This window comes from Halomonas sp. McH1-25, from assembly GCF_022348165.1.
Lineage (GTDB): Bacteria > Pseudomonadota > Gammaproteobacteria > Pseudomonadales > Halomonadaceae > Modicisalibacter.
In genome coordinates, this window is sequence record NZ_JAKRFI010000005.1 from 141057 (window position 1) to 160712 (window position 19656).

A 19656-nucleotide genomic window follows, 5' to 3' on the forward strand; every position below is an offset into this window, starting at 1 on the left:
CGCAACGCGTCGGCGATGACTGCACGACACAACGGATATCCTCATTGTCTGCATAATGCAAAGCGGTGGCTATAAGCCACCGCTTTGGTGCAACGACTCGGGTCAGTCGCCAACAGGGGGCGGCGCCAATACCTCGCGGCTGCCGTTGGTGCCCATCGACGAGACGACACCGGCCGCCTCCATGGACTCGACCAGACGAGCTGCACGGTTGTAGCCGATCTTGAAACGCCGCTGTACGGCGGAAATGGAAGCCCGCCGCGATTCGGTGACGAACATGACCGCCTCGTCGTACAACGCATCCTGCTCGGCGTCGTCACCATCGCCGCTGCCTTCGGCTTCGAGCCCCGTCAACGCATCGGCATTGACCCCGCCAGTCAGGATTTCGTCGATATACTCCGGTTCCCCCCGACGTTTCCAGTCCTCGACGACCCGGTGGACTTCGTCGTCATCGACGAAGGCCCCATGTACACGGGTCGGCATGCCGGAACCGGCAGGCAGGTAGAGCATATCGCCATGCCCCAGCAGCGCCTCGGCGCCACCCTGGTCGAGAATGGTGCGCGAATCGACCTTGGACGATACCTGAAATGCCATGCGCGTGGGAATATTGGCCTTGATCAGACCGGTCACCACGTCCACTGACGGGCGCTGCGTGGCCAAAACCAAGTGAATACCCGCAGCGCGCGCCTTCTGGGCCAGACGGGCGATCAGTTCCTCGACCTTCTTGCCGACGATCATGAACATGTCGGCGAACTCATCGATGACTACCACGATGTAGGGCAATTTTTCGAGGACCGGCGGCTGCTCGTGCATCTGCCAGGGTTGCGGCTCCCACAACGGATCGGCCACCTGGGCGCCCGCCCGCTCGGCTTCGTCGAGCTTGGCATTGAAGCCGGCAATGTTGCGCACCCCCATGGCGGCCATCAGCTTGTAGCGACGCTCCATCTCGGCCACGCACCAGCGCAACGCGTTGGCGGCCTCCTTCATGTCGGTGACCACCGGCGCCAACAGGTGCGGGATGCCATCGTAGACCGATAGCTCGAGCATCTTGGGGTCGACCATGATCATGCGCACGTCATCCGGTGTCGCCTTGAGCAGCATCGAGATGAGCATGCCATTGACCCCCACCGACTTGCCCGAACCGGTCGTACCGGCGACCAGCAGGTGCGGCATCTTGCCGAGATTGGCCACTACCGGCCCGCCGCCAATGTCGTGGCCCAATGCCAGCGTCAATGGCGAGGCCGCCTGCTGATAGGCATCGGAATCGATCACCTCGCGCAGCCGGATCATCGCCCGGTTGGGGTTGGGAATCTCGATCCCCACGGTAGGACGGCCGGGAATCACCTCGACCACCCGCACGCTCTTGACCATCAACGAGCGAGCCAGATCCTTGGCCAGGTTGCTGATTTTGGAGACCTTGACCCCTGCGGCCGGCTTGATTTCGAAGCGCGTGATGACCGGTCCCGGCCAGGTTTCGACGACTTCGGCCTTGACGCCGTATTCGCGCAGCCGGACTTCGAGCAGCTCGGCCATGTCGACAAGTTGTTGCGGCGTGTAGTTGGGCTGCGCAGGGTCGGGTGGTGTCAGCAGGCGCAGCGATGGCAGCTTGCCGACGGGGTCGGCCAGATTGTCCATTGTCGGACGCTGATTCTGCAGATGTTCCACCGTCCACAGGGTCGGCCCATCTGGGTCGGCGGCAGCCTCGCGGGCCTGCTCGGCACTAGCTCGACGAGGCGATGCATCTTGCATTTCGCCAGCTTCGTCGCTCGGTCCCGGAGCGATCTTCTCACGCTCAGTCTGCGCCTCACTGCCCCTATCGCTAGAGTCGTCGGAATAGGCCGTCTCGCCGTCCTCGCTCGTCACGGCATCGTTCCAGCTTATGCGTGGCTCCCGCTCCGGCAACTGCGGATCTTGCTCTTCCTGAGTGTCATCCCAATCATCCCAGCCAATGGCCGGTGCCGTTCGACGAGTCTCGGAGACGCTCTCGTCGGTCGTTGCCATGTTTTCCGACATGACGGGCTCTCGACGCGTCTGCTGAGTATCGCTACGCGAGGCTTCCTGCGCGGACTGGGTTACTGCTGCTGGCCCAGCCGGCTCGGAGGACGCTTCCTGATTATCCTGACGGGACGCTTCCGGCCTGGTTATAGCTTCGGTTGCCGGCGTAGATGAAACCGACTGGTGCTCTCTCGGCTCGGCAACGATGGGCCGTGCCACGTTGGTCGGTATCTCCGGTTCGTCATCGTCGGGAAGGATCGGCTCGGCCGGTGAATGCACGGAGCGCTCTGCTGGCTTGTCGTCCAACCCGGGCTCGGCAAAGCGGCGGCGCGTCACATCAGCCTGGGAAGTGGACCGGGAGTGATCCTCTTCAGGTGCCTGCCGCGGCTGCCGTTCGTTCTTCTCAGATGACGCTTGCGTAGGCGTGGCACCGGCTGCTGCTTCTCCCTGGGCCTCCTGGGCGGTATAGGCAGCGCCTGGCTGCTTCGCCGAGGGCGTTCGCTCGGGAATATCCCAGGGAATGGAGGTGTCACGTTCGGCACGCAGGGCTTCGCGCTGCTCCGCAAATGCCCGCTCCTCTACATGCTCGTTCTCGTTCAACTGAGGCTCGAGACGGTGCCCTCCGGCCAAGGCTGGCTCAGCCTCCCAGCGCTCCAACTCGGGCGCCTGGCCCTGCCGCAACCAACGCTTCCACCAAGGAAGCGATTCTTCGGCATTTCCGGTCTCGTCCGTGTCGATCTCCTGCGCTGTCTGCTGAGAAGCCTCGTTGCGCACTTCGCGACGGGTGACGAGCTGATCGCGGGCGCCGCCAAACTGGCGCGCAATCCAGCCAAGGCCGCGCTGGACACGCAGACCGATCTCATCCATGACCGTCAGCCATGACATGCCGGTAAACAGAGGAAAACCGCACAGGAAAGAGGCTAGCGCAAGCAATGTGGCACCGCGCATGCCAACCAGCGGCACCAAGGCATTGGCCAGCCCCTCGCCGAGGATGCCTCCCGATGAGTACGGTAGATCGCTTTGGGAATTGTAGAAATGCAGCGCGCCCAGACTGGTCGTCGCCAGCAGCAGCAGGACCAGCCCACCGGCTCGCACCGCCAACGCCGTGGCATCCCACTCGAGCCGGATCTCGCGGATGCGCATCAGTCGCCAGGCGGCAAAGCCCAGCATACCGGGCCACCACAACGCACTGGCACCGAACAGGGAATACAGCACGTCGGACAACCAGGCGCCGATGCGGCCCATCCAGTTGGCAACGCCCTGCTCAGGACCACTATGCGACCAACCCGGGTCCTGAGGCGTATAGCTGAACAGTGCCAACAGTAGAAATACGCAGGCGGCGAGCAGCAAGATCACCGCGCCCTCGCGAGTGGCACCTTGCAGGCGAAGCCCGAAACGACGGGCTTTCTCCTTGGCCTGGGTCGCCTTGGCACGGCGATTCACGGGTTTCTTCTTGATGCTCAAATGACTACCCCCTTCAATACCATGCTCGCCAAAACCAGGCGCTCATCGTTCGAGCCTCTGGCGAACATGACTTATCTTTTTTCAAGGAGAACATCATACCGAGCCTGAACCGCGTGGCACAGGGGTTAGCACGCGATCACTTCCCGGGTTTGGCACAGGCATTGAGATCGCCTCCAAAGGTCGTCAGACTGACCGACAATCACACCGGCCAACCGATCCATGCCCATGCTGCCCTGGCTACCTACCCAGCCTATCGTCTTTCCGCCCCTGAATAGCGCCCTCGACGAGCCGGACGGTCTTTTGGCAGCCGGCGGTGCCCTGACGCCCGACTGGCTACTAGCCGCCTATCGACGCGGCATCTTTCCATGGTTTTCGGAAGGCCAGCCCATTCTCTGGTGGAGCCCCAACCCCCGCCTGGTGCTGTTCCCCGAACAGCTCCGGGTGCGCCGCAGCTTGGCCAAGCGGTTGCGCAACGCCGGGTTCGAAGTCACCTTCGACCGTGACTTCGACGCTGTCATTCATGCATGCGCCAGCAGCCGCGCCGCTGCCGAGGGCACCTGGATCACCGCCCCGATGCAGCAGGCCTATGGTCAACTGCACCGACTGGGCCATGCCCATTCCGTCGAAGTCTGGCGCAACGACCGGTTGGTCGGCGGTCTTTATGGCGTGTCCTTGGGCCGGATGTTCTTCGGCGAGTCGATGTTCAGCCTCGAAAGCGATGCCTCCAAGGTGGCATTGGTACATTTGACGCGCTACATGCAGGCCAACGGAGGCGGGCTTATCGATTGCCAAATGCATACACCCCATCTCGTCAGCCTGGGCGCCAGGGATATCGCTCGCAACGATTTCATCGACTATCTTGAGAAATACGTCGACCAACCGGCCCCGGGCTGGGACATGGACGCCATTTCGTCAGTGACGCAGGAGGTCACCCAACGTGAGCAGTAGCGCACCGCAACGGCCGGCGCGGGACCTGCGCTTCTTCCTGACAGTGCCTCATGCCTGTAGTTACCTGCCCGAGCGAGAGGCAACCACGCTGTTTCTGGATCCGCAGGAGTCACCGGGACAAAACGTATATGACGCCTTGGCGCTCCTCGGCTTTCGACGCAGCGGACGCCATCTCTATCGCCCCCATTGCGAAGGATGCAGCGCATGTGTCTCGGTGCGTATTCCCGTCGATGATTTTTCACCCAATCGTACACAGCGCAAGCTCCTAAGGCGCAACGCTGATCTGACGGTGCGGGAATGTCCTGCAGTCTTCGATGCCGAGCACTACGCGCTTTATGCCCGCTACATCCGTACGCGGCATGCCGACGGCGACATGTATCCTCCGAGCCATGAGCAATACCGCACGTTTCTGACGCTCGATCACCCGTATGCACGGCTCCTGGAATTCCGTCTCGACGAGCGACTGCTGGCGGTCGCAGCCATCGATCGTCTTAGCCATGGCCTGTCGGCCATCTACACGTTCTTCGATCCCGACCCTGAACTCGAGCGCCGTTCCTTGGGCGTCTATGCCGTACTTCGTCAGGTCGAAATGGCACATGACCTCGGCTTGCCGCACGTTTACCTCGGCTACTGGATACGCGAATCCCGCAAGATGAACTACAAACAGGCCTTTCAGCCGCTGGAATATCTCAATGGACGCCACTGGCGCCGTTCGATCCCTCTTTGAAACTGCGCTTTTTTGCCTTAGCGCTCGGCATGCGGCACAATATCGGGCTATCTTGATCAGCAGAGGCGACGCTCAGGCGTAACGCCTGGCTGTCATGCGTAACGACCAACCACGAGGGTACGCCTTACATGGCACGAGAAGATCATATCGAAATGGAAGGTGTCGTCGTCGACACCCTGCCCAACACCATGTTCCGTGTTGAGCTGGAGAATGGCCATGTGGTCACGGCTCACATTTCAGGCAAGATGCGCAAGAACTACATCCGTATCCTGACCGGTGACAAGGTCAAGGTCGAGCTGACGCCTTACGACCTGTCCAAGGGACGTATCGTCTATCGCTCACGCTGATACGTGGGACCGCCCAGGACAAGACCGGCTGTGCAGCCCGTTCTGCACGGCATCGTTGGTTTGCTTATTCGGCTGATACAAAAAACGACGCCCCGTCTTTCGACAGGGCGTGGCGCTCATCATTCAGCAACGTAGCTGTAATAGTAATTAAAGCGTCTGACCAAGCGTGTCGCCTGCAAGGCACCATCACGTTTCCCTGCAGGCCACAAATCCGCTTAGGCCAGTTGCTCCGCTTCGGTGGCGAGATTCAGTTCGCCACCCTCCACCGTCACGTGAACCACACCACCGTGATCCGCCAGGTCACCGAACAGGATCATTTCGGCCAACGGCTTCTTCAGCTTCTCCTGAATCACCCGAGCCATGGGACGGGCGCCCATCTCCGGGTCGTAGCCCTTGTCGGCCAGCCATGCCCTGGCCTCCTCACTGACATCGAGCTGTACCCGCTTTTCGTCGAGCTGCGCCTGGAGCTCGACCAGGAACTTGTCGACGACGTTGCGCACCACCTCGGGCATCAGACCATGGAACTGGATGATGCCATCCAGCCGGTTGCGGAATTCCGGCGTGAAGGTCTTGCGAATGACCTCCATGCCATCGGTGGAATGATCCTGGGTCTGGAAGCCGATCGAGCGACGCGAGATCTGCTCGGCCCCGGCGTTCGAGGTCATGATCACGATGACGTGACGGAAGTCCGCTTCGCGCCCGTTGTTGTCGGTCAGGCGTCCATGGTCCATGACCTGCAATAACAGGTTGAAGACTTCCGGATGCGCCTTCTCGATCTCGTCGAGCAACAGCACACAGTGCGGCTGCTTGGTGATCGCCTCGGTCAGCAGGCCACCCTGGTCGTAACCGACATAACCGGGAGGCGCCCCGATCAGACGCGACACGGTATGCCGTTCCATATACTCGGACATGTCGAAGCGGACCAACTCGATGCCCATCAGCTGAGCCAACTGACGTGCCACCTCGGTCTTACCGACCCCGGTCGGACCGGCGAACAGGAAGCTGCCCACCGGCTTGTCTGGCGACTTGAGTCCGGCCCTTGACAGCTTGATGGCCGCCGACAGGCTCTGGATCGCCTCATCCTGCCCGAACACCAACATCTTCAGGTCACGCTCCAGATTGGAGAGCAGCTTGCGGTCGGAGCTGGACACGCTCTTCGGCGGAATCCGCGCGATCGAAGCCACTACCGCCTCGACCTGTTCGACATCGATGGTCGAGACGCGCACTTCGGGTGGCAGCAGGCGCTGGTGCGCTCCTGCTTCGTCGATGACGTCGATGGCCTTGTCAGGCAAGTGACGGTCGTTGATGTAGCGGTCCGCCAGGCGTACGGCACTCTCTAGTGCCGTATCGGTATACTTCAACTGATGGTGTTCCTCGAAGCGACCACGCAGCCCTTTCAGGATGCGAATGGTGTCGTCCACGGACGGCTCCATCACATCGACTTTCTGGAAGCGACGCGCCAGCGCCCGGTCCTTCTCGAAGATGCCACGGAATTCCTGGAACGTGGTGGAACCGATGCAGCGCAGCTCGCCGGAAGACAGCAGCGGCTTGAGCAGGTTGGAAGCATCCATGACACCGCCGGAAGCGGCCCCCGCCCCGATCACGGTATGAATCTCGTCGATGAACAGGATCGCGTTGGGCTGTTTCTTGAGCTCGGCCAGCAAGCTCTTGAGACGCTTCTCGAAATCGCCACGGTACTTGGTTCCGGCCAGCAACGCGCCCATGTCGAGGGAGTAGACCACAGCATCGCTGATGACGTCGGGGACGTCTTCCTCGACGATGCGCTTGGCCAGCCCCTCGGCGATGGCCGTCTTGCCGACGCCAGCCTCACCCACCAGCAGCGGATTGTTCTTGCGCCGCCGGGCAAGAATCTGCACGGTGCGCTCGAGCTCATGATCGCGCCCGATCAGGGGATCGATCTTGCCCAACCGGGCCTGCTCGTTGAGATTCGTGGCATAACCGGTCAACGGATGCGCATTGCCTTCGCTCATGCCTTCCTCGCCCTCCTCGGCGTCCTGCGAGGGCGACGGGTTCTGGCCGTGCCCAGCCACTTTGGATATGCCGTGGGCGATGTAGTTGACGGCATCCACGCGCGCCACGTTCTGCTGCTTGAGGAAATAGACTGCCTGGCTTTCTTGCTCGGAGAAGATCGCCACCAGCACATTGGCACCGGTCACTTCACTCTTGCCCGAAGATTGCACGTGAAACACGGCACGCTGCAGGACTCGCTGGAAGCCCAGAGTCGGCTGGGTCTCGCGGTCATCCTGCCCTTCGGGGATCAAGGGAGTGGTGGAGTTGATGAAGTCCTGCAGATCCGAGCGCAGCTTGTCCAGGTTGGCTCCGCAGGCGCGCAGTACGTCCGCAGCGGAGGCATTGTCCAATAAGGCCAACAGCAGGTGCTCGACGGTCATGAATTCATGACGCTTGGAGCGCGCCACCGTGAAGGCCGTGTTCAGGGTAAGTTCAAGTTCTTTGCTCAGCATGGCAGTCCCCTTCTCGCCGCCTCGGGCATCGTCGGCACTTTCACAATCGGGCACATCGGGAAATTTAGCAACCCCGGACTGTCACGTTGCCAAGCGTCAGTCGGCCCTGTCGATATCGCACAGCAAAGGATGCTGGCACTCTCGCGCGTATTCGTTGACTAGATGACTTTTGGTTTCCGCAATATCGCGGGGGAAGATGCCGCAAGTGGCCTTGCCCTGGGTGTGCACCGCCAGCATGATCTGAACGGCCTTCTCACTGTCCATATGAAAGAAGGTCTGCAACACCTCGACGACGAATTCCATCGGCGTAAAGTCGTCGTTATGCAGGACCACCTTGTAACGCGGCGGTTCTTCCAATTGGGGATCTGCCGGCTTGACGGACAGATCCCCCTCACTTTCTTCTCCCGGCCGTGGTGGGCGGGTCATTCCTGCCCAGGTCGTTTGCACCGCGGCGGTCATCGAAATTCTCTCGTCTGTATTGAACATAAGAGGCTTAACCCATCAACACAAGCCGAAGTGCTACGACGTCAATCACTTTGACGTAGAAAGACACTCGGAGTTCACTAGCAAGATGCGTCCAGCCGCCGTACCTTGCAAGAGCAAGAATGAAAATAACCCGTTCACATCGCAAACGGATCAACCAGTGAGAAATGCGGGATGCGGAGGTTAACAGCGCCACGCATGACGACTCCATGCCAGGCTTTCAGCGCAAGTGTAGCAAGCCTTCACCCGCTCGATAGGGCACGGGGTGTTGGCAGGCCTTCAGGCCCTGGCTAGTCTCTTATCCTCGACAATCCGCTGCGCTCCATCACGAGACGAAATGAGCACGATCTATCTGCTGCACAAGCCATATCGGATGCTTTCGCAATTCACCGACGACCGGGGACGGGACACTCTCGCTCAGGCCATCGGCGTGCCTGGCATCTATGCCGCCGGACGACTCGACTATGATTCCGAGGGACTATTGCTGCTCACTGACGATGGTGCGCTGATCCATCATATCAGCGACCCCAGGCATAAGCAGCCCAAGACTTACTGGGTACAGGTGGAAGGCAACCCCGACGAGGAAAGGCTTGACGCACTGCGCCGAGGCGTGACACTAAAGGATGGACCGACTCGTCCTGCCAAAGCGAGAAAATTAGTGCAGCCCGACGTTGAGCCACGCTATCCGCCTATTCGCCAACGCCAGGGCACAGCGACCACCTGGCTGGAACTGACGCTCAGCGAAGGGCGCAACCGTCAGGTCCGGCGCATGACCGCCCACATCGGCTGTCCCACGCTTCGTCTGATTCGTGTCGCCATTGGCCCCTGGCGTCTGGACGGCTTGGCACCGGGAGAGTGGCGAAGCGAAACGTTGCACGCACCGCAACCGGTACGTCACCGGCAGGCACCCCCCCGCCGAACGAGGAGACGCCGATGAAACGCTGGAGCCCCCGAGTCACTGTAGCCTCGGTGATCGAACGTGGCGGGCGCTACCTGCTCGTCGAAGAAGACCAGGGCGGCCCATTCAGTCTGTACAACCAGCCGGCTGGCCACCTGGAGCCCGGCGAACGCCTGACTGATGCCGCCATCCGGGAGACCCGTGAGGAAGCCGGCTGGCAGGTTGCAATCACCGATTACCTTGGCCTCTACGTCTTTACCGCTGCCGATGGACTGGTCTTTCATAGCCATGCCTTCGTCGGTCTGCCCTTGGCCCACCTGGACAATGCGCTCGACAAGGGCGTGGTGGCGGCCCACTGGCTGACCCTCGATGAAATCGACGACCTCAACCGGGCCAAGCGATTGCGTAGCCCGCTGGTCCTGCAACGCATTCGCGATTTGCGTCGCGGACGCTGCTTCCCTCTGGACGTGATCCGCGAGCGATGACTCGAAGCTGCACGCCGGTTTCAGGTATAATCTTGCGCAACCAATTTCACCGTGTCCCATCCGAGAGCGACTATGTCTCAAGCTACGGGGTCAGTACCCATGGGCCCTTCTGCCATGGGCAAGGTCATCGTCGGTATGTCCGGCGGTGTCGATTCGTCCGTTTCCGCCCTACTTTTGCTCGAGCAGGGCTACGAGGTGGAAGGCCTGTTCATGAAGAACTGGGACGAAGACGACGGCACCGAGTACTGCACCGCCAAGGAAGACCTGGCGGACGCCCAGGCCGTGTGCGACAAGCTGGGCATCAAATTGCACACCGCCAATTTCGCAGCCGAGTACTGGGATAACGTCTTCGAGCATTTCCTGGCCGAATATCGCGCCGGCAGAACGCCCAACCCGGACATCCTCTGCAACCGGGAGATCAAGTTCAAGGTCTTCCTCGACTATGCCGAAATGCTCGGCGCAGAGAAGATCGCCACCGGTCACTATGTGCGTCGCGGCGAGTCCGACGGACACGCCCGGCTGCTCAAGGGTCTCGACCCCAACAAGGACCAGAGCTACTTCCTGCACGCCGTCTCCGAAGCCGCCATCGCACGTACGCTGTTTCCCGTCGGGGAACTCGAAAAGCCCGCGGTGCGCGAGCTTGCCGAGCGTCACGGCTTGGTGACGGCACGCAAGAAGGACTCCACCGGCATCTGCTTCATCGGCGAGCGGCGTTTTCGTGACTTCCTGCAACAGTACCTGCCAGCACAGCCTGGCCGGATCGAAACGCCGGAAGGCGACGTGATCGGCGATCACATGGGCCTGATGTATTACACCCTGGGCCAGCGCCAAGGACTGGGTATCGGCGGTCTCGCCGACTATCCCGACGCCCCCTGGTACGTGGCCGGCAAGGACCTGGAGCGCAACGTATTGATCGCCGTCCAAGGCAAGCATCACGACCTGCTCTACACCGACGCCCTCGCGACCGAGGCGATGGATTGGATCGCCGGTGAACCCCCGGGACACGACATGCGCCTACGCGCCAAGACACGTTACCGCCAGCAAGACGTCGCCTGCCGGATGACCACACGTCACGATGGCGGTGTCGAGGTCGTCTTCGACGCCCCCCAACGAGCGGTGACGCCCGGCCAATCGCTGGTACTCTATGATGGCGACATCTGCCTGGGCGGCGGCGTGATTCGCGATGCCTGGCAGCAAGGAGTGCGCGCCGCATGACCGCGACTCCCATCCAGACCGCCCCCGACGACCCGATCTTTCGCCAAACCCTGGCCTTGGCCGGCGTGTTCCAGGCCGCCGCCCTCGTCGATCAATTGGCACGCACCGGTCAGTGCGACGAACGTGCCTGGAAGACATTGGTTCACGCCACGGTCGATACCAATCCGGCCTCGTTCGAAAGCATCTACGGCGGGCATCACAACAACCTGCGCCAGGGGCTTGAAGTCCTCAACGCCGTCGTCGGCAGGGATCGCACCGATCCGGCCGTGCTTCGCTATGGATTCTCGTTGCTGATGCTGATGCAGAAGCTGCGTCAGCAGCCCCAGATGATGGATACGTTGGGTCAGCGCCTGACCCGCGTCCAGGGCCAGGCCGAGCATTTCGGTGAAGCCCACGAGAACGTCGTCGCCAGCCTGGGCGAGCTCTACCAGGACACCATCTCGACCTTTCGTCAGCGCATCGTCGTCCAGGGCGACCCCGGCCTGCTCCAGCAACGGATGATGCCGGAACGGGTGCGTACCGCCCTGCTCGGCGGGATTCGTTTTGCTCTGCTGTGGCACCAGCAAGGCGGCCGCCGCTGGAAACTGCTGTTCCAGCGAGGGGCGATAAAAAAGACCCTGGATCGACTGAACTGACTTTTTCGTAACCTGAACCCGTGGTGCCCATCGTTTCATGAACAGGCGCCCGACGCATCGGACGACACTATGCAACTTTCCCCCCTTACCGCCCTGTCACCCGTCGATGGCCGCTACGAGGCCAAGGCCCAGGCCTTGCGCGAGCATTTCAGCGAGTTCGGTCTGATTCGTGCCCGAGTCACCGTCGAGGTCCGCTGGCTGGAGTGCCTGGCCGCGCATCCGCAGGTTCAGGAAGTGCCGGCACTCTCTGCCGAGGCCAAGGCCTTTCTCGATACGCTGGTGGCCGAGTTTTCGGTCGAGGATGCCGCCCGCATCAAGGAGATCGAGCGCACCACCAACCATGACGTCAAGGCGGTGGAGTACTTCCTCAAGGAGAAGATCGCCACGCTACCGGAGTTGCATGCGGTCACCGAGTTCATTCACTTCGCCTGCACCAGTGAAGACATCAACAACCTGTCGCATGCATTGATGCTCAAGGGCGGCCTGGACGTCCTGCTGCCGGTCATGCGCGACATCGTGGCAGCCGTAGAGCGCCTGGCCCACGAGCATGCCGATCAGCCGATGCTGTCGCGCACCCACGGTCAGACCGCCAGCCCGACCACGCTGGGCAAGGAAATGGCCAATGTCGCCTATCGCCTGCGCCGCCAGCTCAAGCAGATCGAATCCGCCGAGCTGCTGGGCAAGATCAATGGCGCGGTGGGCAACTACAACGCCCACCTGGCGACCTATCCGGAAGTCGACTGGGCGGCCAACGCGCGCCAATTCATCGAAAGCCTGGGCATCGATTTCAACCCGTACACCACTCAGATCGAGCCGCACGATTATATTGCCGAGCTGTTCGATGCCTTCTGCCGATTCCACACCATTCTCATCGATTTCGATCGCGACGTGTGGGGCTACATCTCGCTGGGTTATTTCAAGCAGAGAACCGTGGCTGGCGAGATCGGTTCGTCGACCATGCCGCACAAGGTCAACCCCATCGACTTCGAGAATTCGGAAGGCAACCTCGGCCTGGCCAATGCCTTGCTCGGTCACCTGGCGCAAAAGCTGCCCATCTCGCGCTGGCAACGCGACCTGACCGACTCGACGGTACTGCGCAACCTGGGTGTCGGCCTGGCCTACGGTCTGATCGCCTACCATGCCACGCTCAAGGGCATCGGCAAGCTCGAGGCCAATCCCGAGCGCCTCGCTGACGACCTGGACCATAGCTGGGAAGTTCTTGCCGAACCGATTCAAACCGTGATGCGCCGCTACGGCATCGAGAAGCCCTACGAAAAGCTCAAGGAATTGACTCGCGGCAAGCGCATAGATCAGGCTGGCTTTGCCGCCTTCATCGACACGCTGGAGCTGCCTGAAGCCGTCAAGGCCGAGCTAAAGGCACTGACCCCGGCCAACTACATCGGCAATGCGGCCGAGCAGGCCAAGGCGCTGTAAACGCGTTAAGCTCTGTCTGAAAAATCGGTGAACGATGACCAGACAAGGCAAAAATTGGCGAAAAAGCGGAGTTTACGTGGTGTAAATGAGCATTTTGATGCCGATTTTTAACGCCGTGTGGGCGAGCGCAGGCATTTTTCAGACAAAGCGTAGAGCTACGCTTGCTGACAACGAGTGACAGGCAGGGATCGTCCGTGCCTGTCACGCCTTATCCTACTCTTGAGCGAGAAGCGATACCCATGTCCGCCAATACTCCCCTGCCCCTTCTCGGCGGGCTGACCGCTGCCCAGTTTCTGGCCGAGTACTGGCAGAAGAAACCACTGCTGATCCGTGGCGCCTTCGTCGATTTCGAGTCGCCGCTTACCCCTGACGAGCTGGCTGGCCTGGCCTGCGAGGAAGGCGTCGAAGCGCGCCTTGTCGAGGAGCATGGCACCGAGAAGCCCTGGCAGGTTTCGCATGGCCCGTTCGACGAGGCGACCTTTGCTCGGCTGCCCGAGCGCGACTGGACATTGCTGGTTCAGGCCGTTGATCACTACGTGCCCGACGTGAGCGCCCTGCTTGAGACCTTCGACTTCCTGCCCCGCTGGCGTCTCGACGACATCATGGTCAGTTACGCGCCGCCCGGCGGCAGCGTCGGGCCCCATGTCGACCAATACGACGTGTTCCTGCTGCAGGCCAGCGGCACACGCCAATGGCAACTGGGCGGCAAGGCGCCCGACGATGCGCCCATACTTCAGGGCATCGACCTGCGCATTCTCGAACACTTCGAGATCGATCCCGGCCAGGACTGGCTACTGGAACCCGGCGACATGCTCTACCTGCCGCCAGGCTGGGCACACCACGGCATCAGCCGCTCGGATGACTGCATGACCTTCTCGGTGGGCTTCCGCGCCCTCTCCGCCGATGAATCGATCACGTCATATGCCGATTACCTGGGGGAGTTGCTACCCGACTCCCTACGCTACGCCGACCCCGACCTCACCCCGGCCCTGCATCCCGGCGAGATCGACGATGTTTCGCTGGAGCGTATGCGCGCGCTTATCCTGGATACCCTCGACAATCCGGTACAGCTTGCACAGTGGTTCGGTCGGGCGATGACCCAACCCAAGTACCTCGACCAACTGGCTCCTCAGGACGCTCCGACGGATGTCGAGTCGCTTGTTGCGGAACTACAGGCCGGCGTGACACTGGAACGGACACTGGGTTCACGCTTCGCGTATCGGGGCGGGGAGAATGAGGCGGCAACCCTGTTCGTCGATGGCGATGCCATGGATTGCCCGCTGCCGCTCGCCTGCGACCTGGCCGACAACGCGCCTATCGATGCGAGCCTGTTGACCCACGACGGCGCTGCTGAACTGCTTGCCTACCTGCTCGATCGCGGCAGCTTGAGCTGGCCGGATGACGAGGAAGGCGAAGAAGACGCATGACACGTGATTCCGACCTTCGCGTGATCCATGGGGACTGGCAAACGCTGGGTCAGGCAGCGGCCGAGCTCAGACGTCGAGTCTTCGTCGAGGAGCAGCACGTTTCCGAAGAGGAAGAATGGGACGGACAGGATCCGGTATGTCTTCATTTTCTTGCTTATTTAGCCGGGCAGCCGGTAGGTACGGCCCGACTCCTGCCGGACGGCCATATTGGCCGTGTTGCCGTACTGGCTCAGGCACGCGGTCGCGGTATCGGTCTGGCCCTCATGCATGGCGCCATCGAGGCAGCACGCTTGCAAGGCCATGATGAAGTCATTCTGGCAGCTCAGCTTCACGCCCTGCCGTTCTACGAAAGGCTAGGCTTTCGAGCGTATGATCAGGAGTTCCTCGATGCCGGCATTCCGCACCGCAATATGCGCCTGACGCTATCCGCCTGATCCTCTTGGTAAAACCCTCCTTCCCGAAACATGACTACAGGAAGGCGCGAAATAGTCGCCTCTTGTAGTCAAACTACAACGCTACCTGCCTCTAAGTGTTGATTGTTGAGCCCAGCATTCATGGGCCATAGTTCCTGACAAGGCGGCAATAAAACAGCCGTTTGATGACTACGTGTCGTGGCATCTGTAGTCGCAGTATCCGCTACCGAAAAGCCATGGCAGAAAAGGACAAGCCGGACAGATCCCGAGCTGTTTCCGCAACGCAGCAAAACCATTGCGCGATGAACCGCTCCGGCTGCGTCAGGAATGTTTGCTGAGGCACCGCTGCCTAACGATAGGCGAAGGTGCCGCCCAGACTCTCAACGAAACGAGGAAGCCACTATGTCAGCTTATCGGGAAACCGTTAGCACGTTCGCCAAATTGCGCGAAAAGCACGCCGGAAAATGGGCCACGATCAACCCCGAACATGCTGCACGCATGTCGCTTCAGAACCGCTTTCGCACCGGACTGGACATCGCCCGCTATACCGCCGGTATCATGCGTCGCGATATGGCCGCCTACGATGAGGATCCGTCACGCTATACGCAGTCGCTGGGCTGTTGGCATGGTTTCATCGGCCAGCAGAAGATGATCTCCATCAAGAAGCACTTCGGCTCGACCAAGGGGCGCTATCTCTACCTCTCGGGCTGGATGGTGGCTGCCATGCGTTCCGAATTCGGTCCGCTTCCCGATCAGTCGATGCACGAAAAGACCTCCGTACCGGCGCTGATCGAGGAACTCTACACTTTCCTGCGCCAGGCCGATGCGCGTGAACTGAGCCATCTTTTCCGTGAGCTCGATGCCGCACGGTCCAAGGGGGACGAAGTGGCAGCCCGCGCCGTGCAGGACAGGATCGATCGCTACGAGACCCATGTCGTGCCGATCATTGCTGACATCGATGCCGGTTTCGGCAACGAAGAGGCCACCTACCTGCTGGCCAAGCGCATGATCGAAGCCGGCGCCTGCTGTATCCAGCTCGAAAATCAGGTGTCGGATGCCAAGCAGTGCGGCCACCAGGATGGCAAGGTTACCGTGCCCCACGAGGATTTCCTGGCCAAGATCAATGCCGTTCGCTATGCCTTTCTCGAGCTGGGCGTCGAGGATGGCGTCATCGTGGCACGCACCGACTCGCTGGGCGCCGGCCTGACGCAAAAGATTCCGGTCAGTGCGGAGGCGGGGGACCTAGCTTCGCAGTACACCAGCTTCCTGTACACAACGCCTGTCTGTAACGAAGACGATCTCGTTGACGGCGACATGGTCATCAAGCTCGACGGGCAGCTGCAGAAGCCCCTGCGCATGGCCAACGGCCTTTACCTGTTCCGTCCGGGTACCGGTGAGGATCGCGTGGTGCTCGACTGCATCACCGCCCTTCAAAATGGTGCCGACCTGCTATGGATCGAGACCGAGAAGCCTCACGTCGGCCAGATCGCCAGCATGGTCAACCGTATCCGCGAGGTAGTGCCCGACGCCAAGCTGGTCTACAACAACTCACCCTCCTTCAACTGGACGCTCAACTTCCGCCAGCAGGTCTTCGATGCCTGGGAGCAGGAGGGTAAGGATGTGTCGACTTACGAGCGCTCACGCCTGATGAGTGCCGAGTACGACGACACCGAGCTCGCCGCCGTTGCCGACGAGTGGACACGCAACTTCCAGCGCGACGCCGCCCGCGAGGCCGGTGTTTTCCACCATCTGATCACGCTACCGACCTACCATACCGCAGCCCTGTCCACGGACAACTTGGCCAAAGGCTACTTCGGAGACGAGGGTATGCTCGCCTATGTCCGTGACGTGCAGCGCCAGGAGATTCGTCAAGGGCTGGCCTGCGTCAAGCACCAGGACATGGCCGGCTCCAACCTTGGCGACGATCACAAGGAGTATTTCTCCAGTGAACGCGCCCTGAAAGCTGGCGGCAAGGACAATACCATGAACCAATTCGCCTGAGTCCTGACTCTACAGACTGCTCTACTTGATTCCAGGGAGGCGATGGCCTCCCTTTTTTGCTGTCTAGCATTTCACACTTTCTGCACTATTGCGGCGGGCACCTACACGACCTGCCTCTGGTCTAAGCTGGCGTGACTCGCTACACTGTTTTAAAACAGCGTTTTCCTAGGATTGATCTCTTGGCATCTTCGCCAAGTTGAGGAGGGTTTGATGAAGCGTCTTCTTCCTGTTATCGCCATGGGCTTGCTGACCCTCGGCGGATGTGCCAACTCCGACCTCTATTCGGGAGATGTCTATCGGGGAAGCCAGGCCAAGACAGGCCAGACAGTGACCTACGGCACGATTACCGCCTTGCGCCCGGTTCGCATCCAAGCCGAGGATCAAAATAGCGGGGTAATCGGTGGACTTGGAGGAGCGGTAATCGGCGGTCTGCTAGGTAACCAGATCGGCGGCGGTTCGGGCCGAACCATTGCCACCGCAGCCGGCGCCATCGGTGGTAGCGTGGCCGGCAGCAAGGTCGAGAACAAGGTCAATCAGACCAACGCCTACGAGATCGAGGTTCGCCGGGAGGTGGGCGATACCGTCGTCGTGGTACAGAAAGCGGATCGCCAATGGCAGGTCGGGCAGCGTGTGCGCCTGATCGGCAGCGGCGCCAACATGAGCGTTGCCCCCTACTGAGACGCAAGTTCACCGCCATGAAAAACCCGCCGAATGAGGCGGGTTTTTCATGAATAGGGCTGGCGCAGATGCCAAGCCTGCGTCTTGCCTCAGTGAGCCTTGGCTTTCGACATTCCCCAACGGGCCAGTTTCACCACAATCCAGCCGATCAGTCCCAGCAGCAGGAGGGTCAGCAACATGGAGACAGGACGCACGATGAACGTCGCCCCAATCACTGCAAGGCCTATGCTCCAAATCCAACGATCGCTCTCGCTGTTTCTAGAGGTATGCGGCAGCCTTCGCTCAAAGGCACTACCCAGTGCCCCGTTCCAGCTCTTTAGCGAGAGAAACAGGACGATGCCAAAGGCAATCAGCCAGATCAGGGTTTCGATCATATAGCACTTCTCCTAACAATCATTGACTTAATCGCAAATCCACCAGAAACGACGACCTTCTGGCGACGCCGGCATCTAGTGAATGTTTATCCTTGATGTGCCGATACACATCCCGATCTGTCCTCGGGTTATCGGCAGGGTACCCCTGCCGATAATGCCCGTGCAACTGGGCTGCGGAGAAAAACGTCGCCCTACCTAGCTACCGATTTTGCCTCCTGGCCTTCGCTCCGTAAACCTGGAGCGTGGACGCAATGCATGCCGCTCCAGGCTTGAACAGCAGTCAAGTCCGTCTACGTGGCCATGAAAATTCCTCGGCGCCCCTGACAGGTGCAAATGGACGCGTTACCATTGAAATGACATGCACTCACCGAAAGGTCCATTTCAACATGCAGATTGCGCAAAATTCCGTTGTCGCGTTCCATTACACCCTGACCAACGATGCAGGTGAGGTGCTGGACAGCTCGGAAGGTCGCGAACCGCTGACCTATCTTCATGGCGCGGGCAATATCATTCCCGGCCTCGAGAAGGAGCTGGAAGGTCACCAGAGCGGCGATAAGCTGCAAGTGACCGTCAGCCCCGAAGAAGGCTACGGCGAGACCCAGCCGGCCTTGGTTCAGGAAGTGCCTCGCGATGCTTTCCAGGGAGTCGAAAACGTCGAGCCGGGCATGCAGTTCCAGGCCCAGACTCAGGGCGGACCGCTCATGGTCACCGTCACCAATGTCGAAGGTGACACTGTGACCGTAGATGGCAACCATCCGCTGGCTGGCCAGAAGCTCAACTTCGATGTGGAAATCGCCGAGGTACGCGAGGCGAGTTCCGAAGAAGTGGAACATGGTCACGTTCATGGCGAAGGCGGTCATCAGCACTAAGCCGAATTCGGACATGCCAGCCGATATACGCCTGTGATGCGAAAGGGCAACCGTGAGAACGGTTGCCCTTTGTTTTACCCTGCGAATAGGTTCATGGAACTTGCGCCAGCCATCCCGCCTCAAAGCCAGGTACACTCCCTGACGAAGGTGAAGCCGCGATGAGTGCGCCCCTGATGTTCGCTTGGATAGCCTTGGCGACCCTCGCCCTCCCCGTCCAGGCTCAGGACACGACTGAAACGGCCCAAGCGACATTTGCCGGTGGCTGTTTCTGGTGTATGGAAGAAGCCTACGACGAGATCGATGGTGTTCAACGCACCATCTCGGGCTACACCGATGGCGACGAACAAGATCCCTCGTATGAACAGGTCGCGAGCGGAGCCACCGACCATGCCGAAGCCGTGCGCGTGGAATACGATCCCTCTCAGGTCGACTACGCCACGCTGCTCGAGGCGTTCTGGCACAATATCGATCCCTTCGCCGAAGATCGCCAATTCTGCGATACAGGCAGCCAGTACCGTAGCGCAATCTTTTACCATGACGAGCAGCAGAAACAGCTGGCCGAACGGACCAAGGCAGATCTCGAGCAGCGGTTCGGTCGCGACATCGCGACCCAGATCGTTCCGGCCGGCCAGTTCTGGGACGCAGAAGCGTACCATCAGGATTACTACGAGAAGAATCCGGTCCGTTATCGCTTCTACAAGGCTGGCTGCGGGCGCACCGAGCGGCTCGAGGAAATCTGGGGAGACCAGGCCGGGCTGCCGGGAAAATGACGGCAGCCCATCG

18 protein-coding genes are annotated in these 19656 nt (G+C 60.6%); 14 read left to right on the top strand and 4 right to left on the bottom strand.

Annotated elements, in window-relative coordinates; genetic code table 11:
• Window positions 1–102 precede the first annotated feature (102 nt).
• On the bottom strand, window positions 103–3435 hold the full coding sequence (locus tag MHM84_RS14270; RefSeq protein ID WP_239267024.1) for a DNA translocase FtsK 4TM domain-containing protein: 3333 nt from the start codon (window positions 3433–3435) through the stop codon (window positions 103–105).
• Between the two features lie 246 nt (window positions 3436–3681).
• On the opposite strand from MHM84_RS14270, the gene aat reads away from it, so the two are divergent.
• The 3 genes from aat (at window position 3682) to infA (ending at window position 5478) form a co-directional block, all read left to right on the top strand.
• Window positions 3682–4404, top strand: a complete 723-nt coding sequence (aat, locus tag MHM84_RS14275; RefSeq protein WP_239267025.1) for a leucyl/phenylalanyl-tRNA--protein transferase — start codon at window positions 3682–3684, stop codon at window positions 4402–4404.
• A complete protein-coding gene (locus MHM84_RS14280; protein WP_239267026.1) occupies window positions 4394–5131 on the top strand; it encodes an arginyltransferase in 738 nt (245 codons plus the stop codon). The genes aat and MHM84_RS14280 overlap by 11 nt, the downstream gene beginning before the upstream one ends.
• A gap of 128 nt (window positions 5132–5259) precedes the next feature.
• Window positions 5260–5478 carry a translation initiation factor IF-1 gene (gene infA / locus MHM84_RS14285; protein WP_013332816.1) on the top strand — a complete coding sequence of 73 codons (219 nt, stop codon included), beginning with the start codon at window positions 5260–5262 and terminating at the stop codon, window positions 5476–5478.
• A gap of 215 nt (window positions 5479–5693) precedes the next feature.
• On the opposite strand, the gene clpA is transcribed toward infA, so the two are convergent.
• Complete coding sequence (gene clpA / locus MHM84_RS14290; RefSeq protein ID WP_239267027.1) at window positions 5694–7961, bottom strand: ATP-dependent Clp protease ATP-binding subunit ClpA; 2268 nt, start codon at window positions 7959–7961, stop codon at window positions 5694–5696.
• A gap of 96 nt (window positions 7962–8057) precedes the next feature.
• Window positions 8058–8420: an ATP-dependent Clp protease adapter ClpS gene (gene clpS, locus MHM84_RS14295; RefSeq protein WP_239267028.1), complete on the bottom strand. Its 363-nt coding sequence runs from the start codon at window positions 8418–8420 to the stop codon at window positions 8058–8060.
• 361 nt (window positions 8421–8781) lie between these two features.
• Between clpS and MHM84_RS14300 the strand changes: the two genes are divergently transcribed.
• The 9 genes from MHM84_RS14300 (at window position 8782) to MHM84_RS14340 (ending at window position 17630) form a co-directional block, all read left to right on the top strand.
• A complete protein-coding gene (locus MHM84_RS14300; RefSeq protein WP_239267029.1) occupies window positions 8782–9381 on the top strand; it encodes a pseudouridine synthase in 600 nt (199 codons plus the stop codon).
• Complete coding sequence (locus MHM84_RS14305) at window positions 9378–9827, top strand: NUDIX hydrolase (RefSeq protein ID WP_239267030.1); 450 nt, start codon at window positions 9378–9380, stop codon at window positions 9825–9827. Before MHM84_RS14300 ends, MHM84_RS14305 begins: the two co-directional genes overlap by 4 nt.
• A gap of 99 nt (window positions 9828–9926) precedes the next feature.
• Window positions 9927–11042 (top strand): tRNA 2-thiouridine(34) synthase MnmA, encoded by a 1116-nt coding sequence (mnmA, locus tag MHM84_RS14310; protein ID WP_239267031.1) that lies wholly within the window; start codon window positions 9927–9929, stop codon window positions 11040–11042.
• On the top strand, window positions 11039–11677 hold the full coding sequence (hflD, locus tag MHM84_RS14315) for a high frequency lysogenization protein HflD (RefSeq protein WP_239267032.1): 639 nt from the start codon (window positions 11039–11041) through the stop codon (window positions 11675–11677). The genes mnmA and hflD overlap by 4 nt, the downstream gene beginning before the upstream one ends.
• A gap of 69 nt (window positions 11678–11746) precedes the next feature.
• Window positions 11747–13111: an adenylosuccinate lyase gene (gene purB, locus MHM84_RS14320; protein ID WP_239267033.1), complete on the top strand. Its 1365-nt coding sequence runs from the start codon at window positions 11747–11749 to the stop codon at window positions 13109–13111.
• A gap of 239 nt (window positions 13112–13350) precedes the next feature.
• The gene (locus MHM84_RS14325; RefSeq protein ID WP_239267034.1) at window positions 13351–14538 is read left to right on the top strand and encodes a cupin domain-containing protein; all 1188 of its coding nucleotides are present in this window, start codon (window positions 13351–13353) and stop codon (window positions 14536–14538) included.
• Entirely contained in the window at window positions 14535–14972 is a 438-nt protein-coding gene (locus tag MHM84_RS14330; protein ID WP_239267035.1) for a GNAT family N-acetyltransferase, read from the top strand. Before MHM84_RS14325 ends, MHM84_RS14330 begins: the two co-directional genes overlap by 4 nt.
• Window positions 14973–15353: 381 nt before the next feature.
• Window positions 15354–16952: an isocitrate lyase gene (locus MHM84_RS14335; protein WP_239267036.1), complete on the top strand. Its 1599-nt coding sequence runs from the start codon at window positions 15354–15356 to the stop codon at window positions 16950–16952.
• Between the two features lie 210 nt (window positions 16953–17162).
• A complete protein-coding gene (locus MHM84_RS14340; RefSeq protein ID WP_275445781.1) occupies window positions 17163–17630 on the top strand; it encodes a glycine zipper 2TM domain-containing protein in 468 nt (155 codons plus the stop codon).
• An 89-nt stretch (window positions 17631–17719) separates the two neighbouring features.
• Here MHM84_RS14340 and MHM84_RS14345 read toward each other — a convergent pair whose 3' ends face one another.
• Entirely contained in the window at window positions 17720–18004 is a 285-nt protein-coding gene (locus MHM84_RS14345; protein WP_239267038.1) for a hypothetical protein, read from the bottom strand.
• A 386-nt stretch (window positions 18005–18390) separates the two neighbouring features.
• Here MHM84_RS14345 and MHM84_RS14350 point away from each other — a divergent pair, with 386 nt between their 5' ends.
• Both MHM84_RS14350 and msrA read left to right on the top strand, forming a co-directional pair.
• Complete coding sequence (locus MHM84_RS14350; RefSeq protein WP_239267039.1) at window positions 18391–18873, top strand: peptidylprolyl isomerase; 483 nt, start codon at window positions 18391–18393, stop codon at window positions 18871–18873.
• A 158-nt stretch (window positions 18874–19031) separates the two neighbouring features.
• Complete coding sequence (gene msrA, locus MHM84_RS14355) at window positions 19032–19643, top strand: peptide-methionine (S)-S-oxide reductase MsrA (RefSeq protein ID WP_239267040.1); 612 nt, start codon at window positions 19032–19034, stop codon at window positions 19641–19643.
• The last annotated feature ends 13 nt before the right edge of the window (window positions 19644–19656 follow it).

Coding starts and splice junctions, on each gene's coding strand:
- aat (WP_239267025.1), top strand. CDS start 3,682: ATGCTGCCCTGGCTACCTACCCAGCCTATCGTCTTTCCGCCCCTGAAT.
- infA (WP_013332816.1), top strand. CDS start 5,260: ATGGCACGAGAAGATCATATCGAAATGGAAGGTGTCGTCGTCGACACC.
- clpA (WP_239267027.1), bottom strand. CDS start 7,961: ATGCTGAGCAAAGAACTTGAACTTACCCTGAACACGGCCTTCACGGTG.
- clpS (WP_239267028.1), bottom strand. CDS start 8,420: ATGACCGCCGCGGTGCAAACGACCTGGGCAGGAATGACCCGCCCACCA.
- MHM84_RS14300 (WP_239267029.1), top strand. CDS start 8,782: ATGAGCACGATCTATCTGCTGCACAAGCCATATCGGATGCTTTCGCAA.
- MHM84_RS14305 (WP_239267030.1), top strand. CDS start 9,378: ATGAAACGCTGGAGCCCCCGAGTCACTGTAGCCTCGGTGATCGAACGT.
- mnmA (WP_239267031.1), top strand. CDS start 9,927: ATGGGCCCTTCTGCCATGGGCAAGGTCATCGTCGGTATGTCCGGCGGT.
- hflD (WP_239267032.1), top strand. CDS start 11,039: ATGACCGCGACTCCCATCCAGACCGCCCCCGACGACCCGATCTTTCGC.
- purB (WP_239267033.1), top strand. CDS start 11,747: ATGCAACTTTCCCCCCTTACCGCCCTGTCACCCGTCGATGGCCGCTAC.
- MHM84_RS14325 (WP_239267034.1), top strand. CDS start 13,351: ATGTCCGCCAATACTCCCCTGCCCCTTCTCGGCGGGCTGACCGCTGCC.
- MHM84_RS14330 (WP_239267035.1), top strand. CDS start 14,535: ATGACACGTGATTCCGACCTTCGCGTGATCCATGGGGACTGGCAAACG.
- MHM84_RS14335 (WP_239267036.1), top strand. CDS start 15,354: ATGTCAGCTTATCGGGAAACCGTTAGCACGTTCGCCAAATTGCGCGAA.
- MHM84_RS14340 (WP_275445781.1), top strand. CDS start 17,163: ATGAAGCGTCTTCTTCCTGTTATCGCCATGGGCTTGCTGACCCTCGGC.
- MHM84_RS14345 (WP_239267038.1), bottom strand. CDS start 18,004: ATGATCGAAACCCTGATCTGGCTGATTGCCTTTGGCATCGTCCTGTTT.
- MHM84_RS14350 (WP_239267039.1), top strand. CDS start 18,391: ATGCAGATTGCGCAAAATTCCGTTGTCGCGTTCCATTACACCCTGACC.
- msrA (WP_239267040.1), top strand. CDS start 19,032: ATGAGTGCGCCCCTGATGTTCGCTTGGATAGCCTTGGCGACCCTCGCC.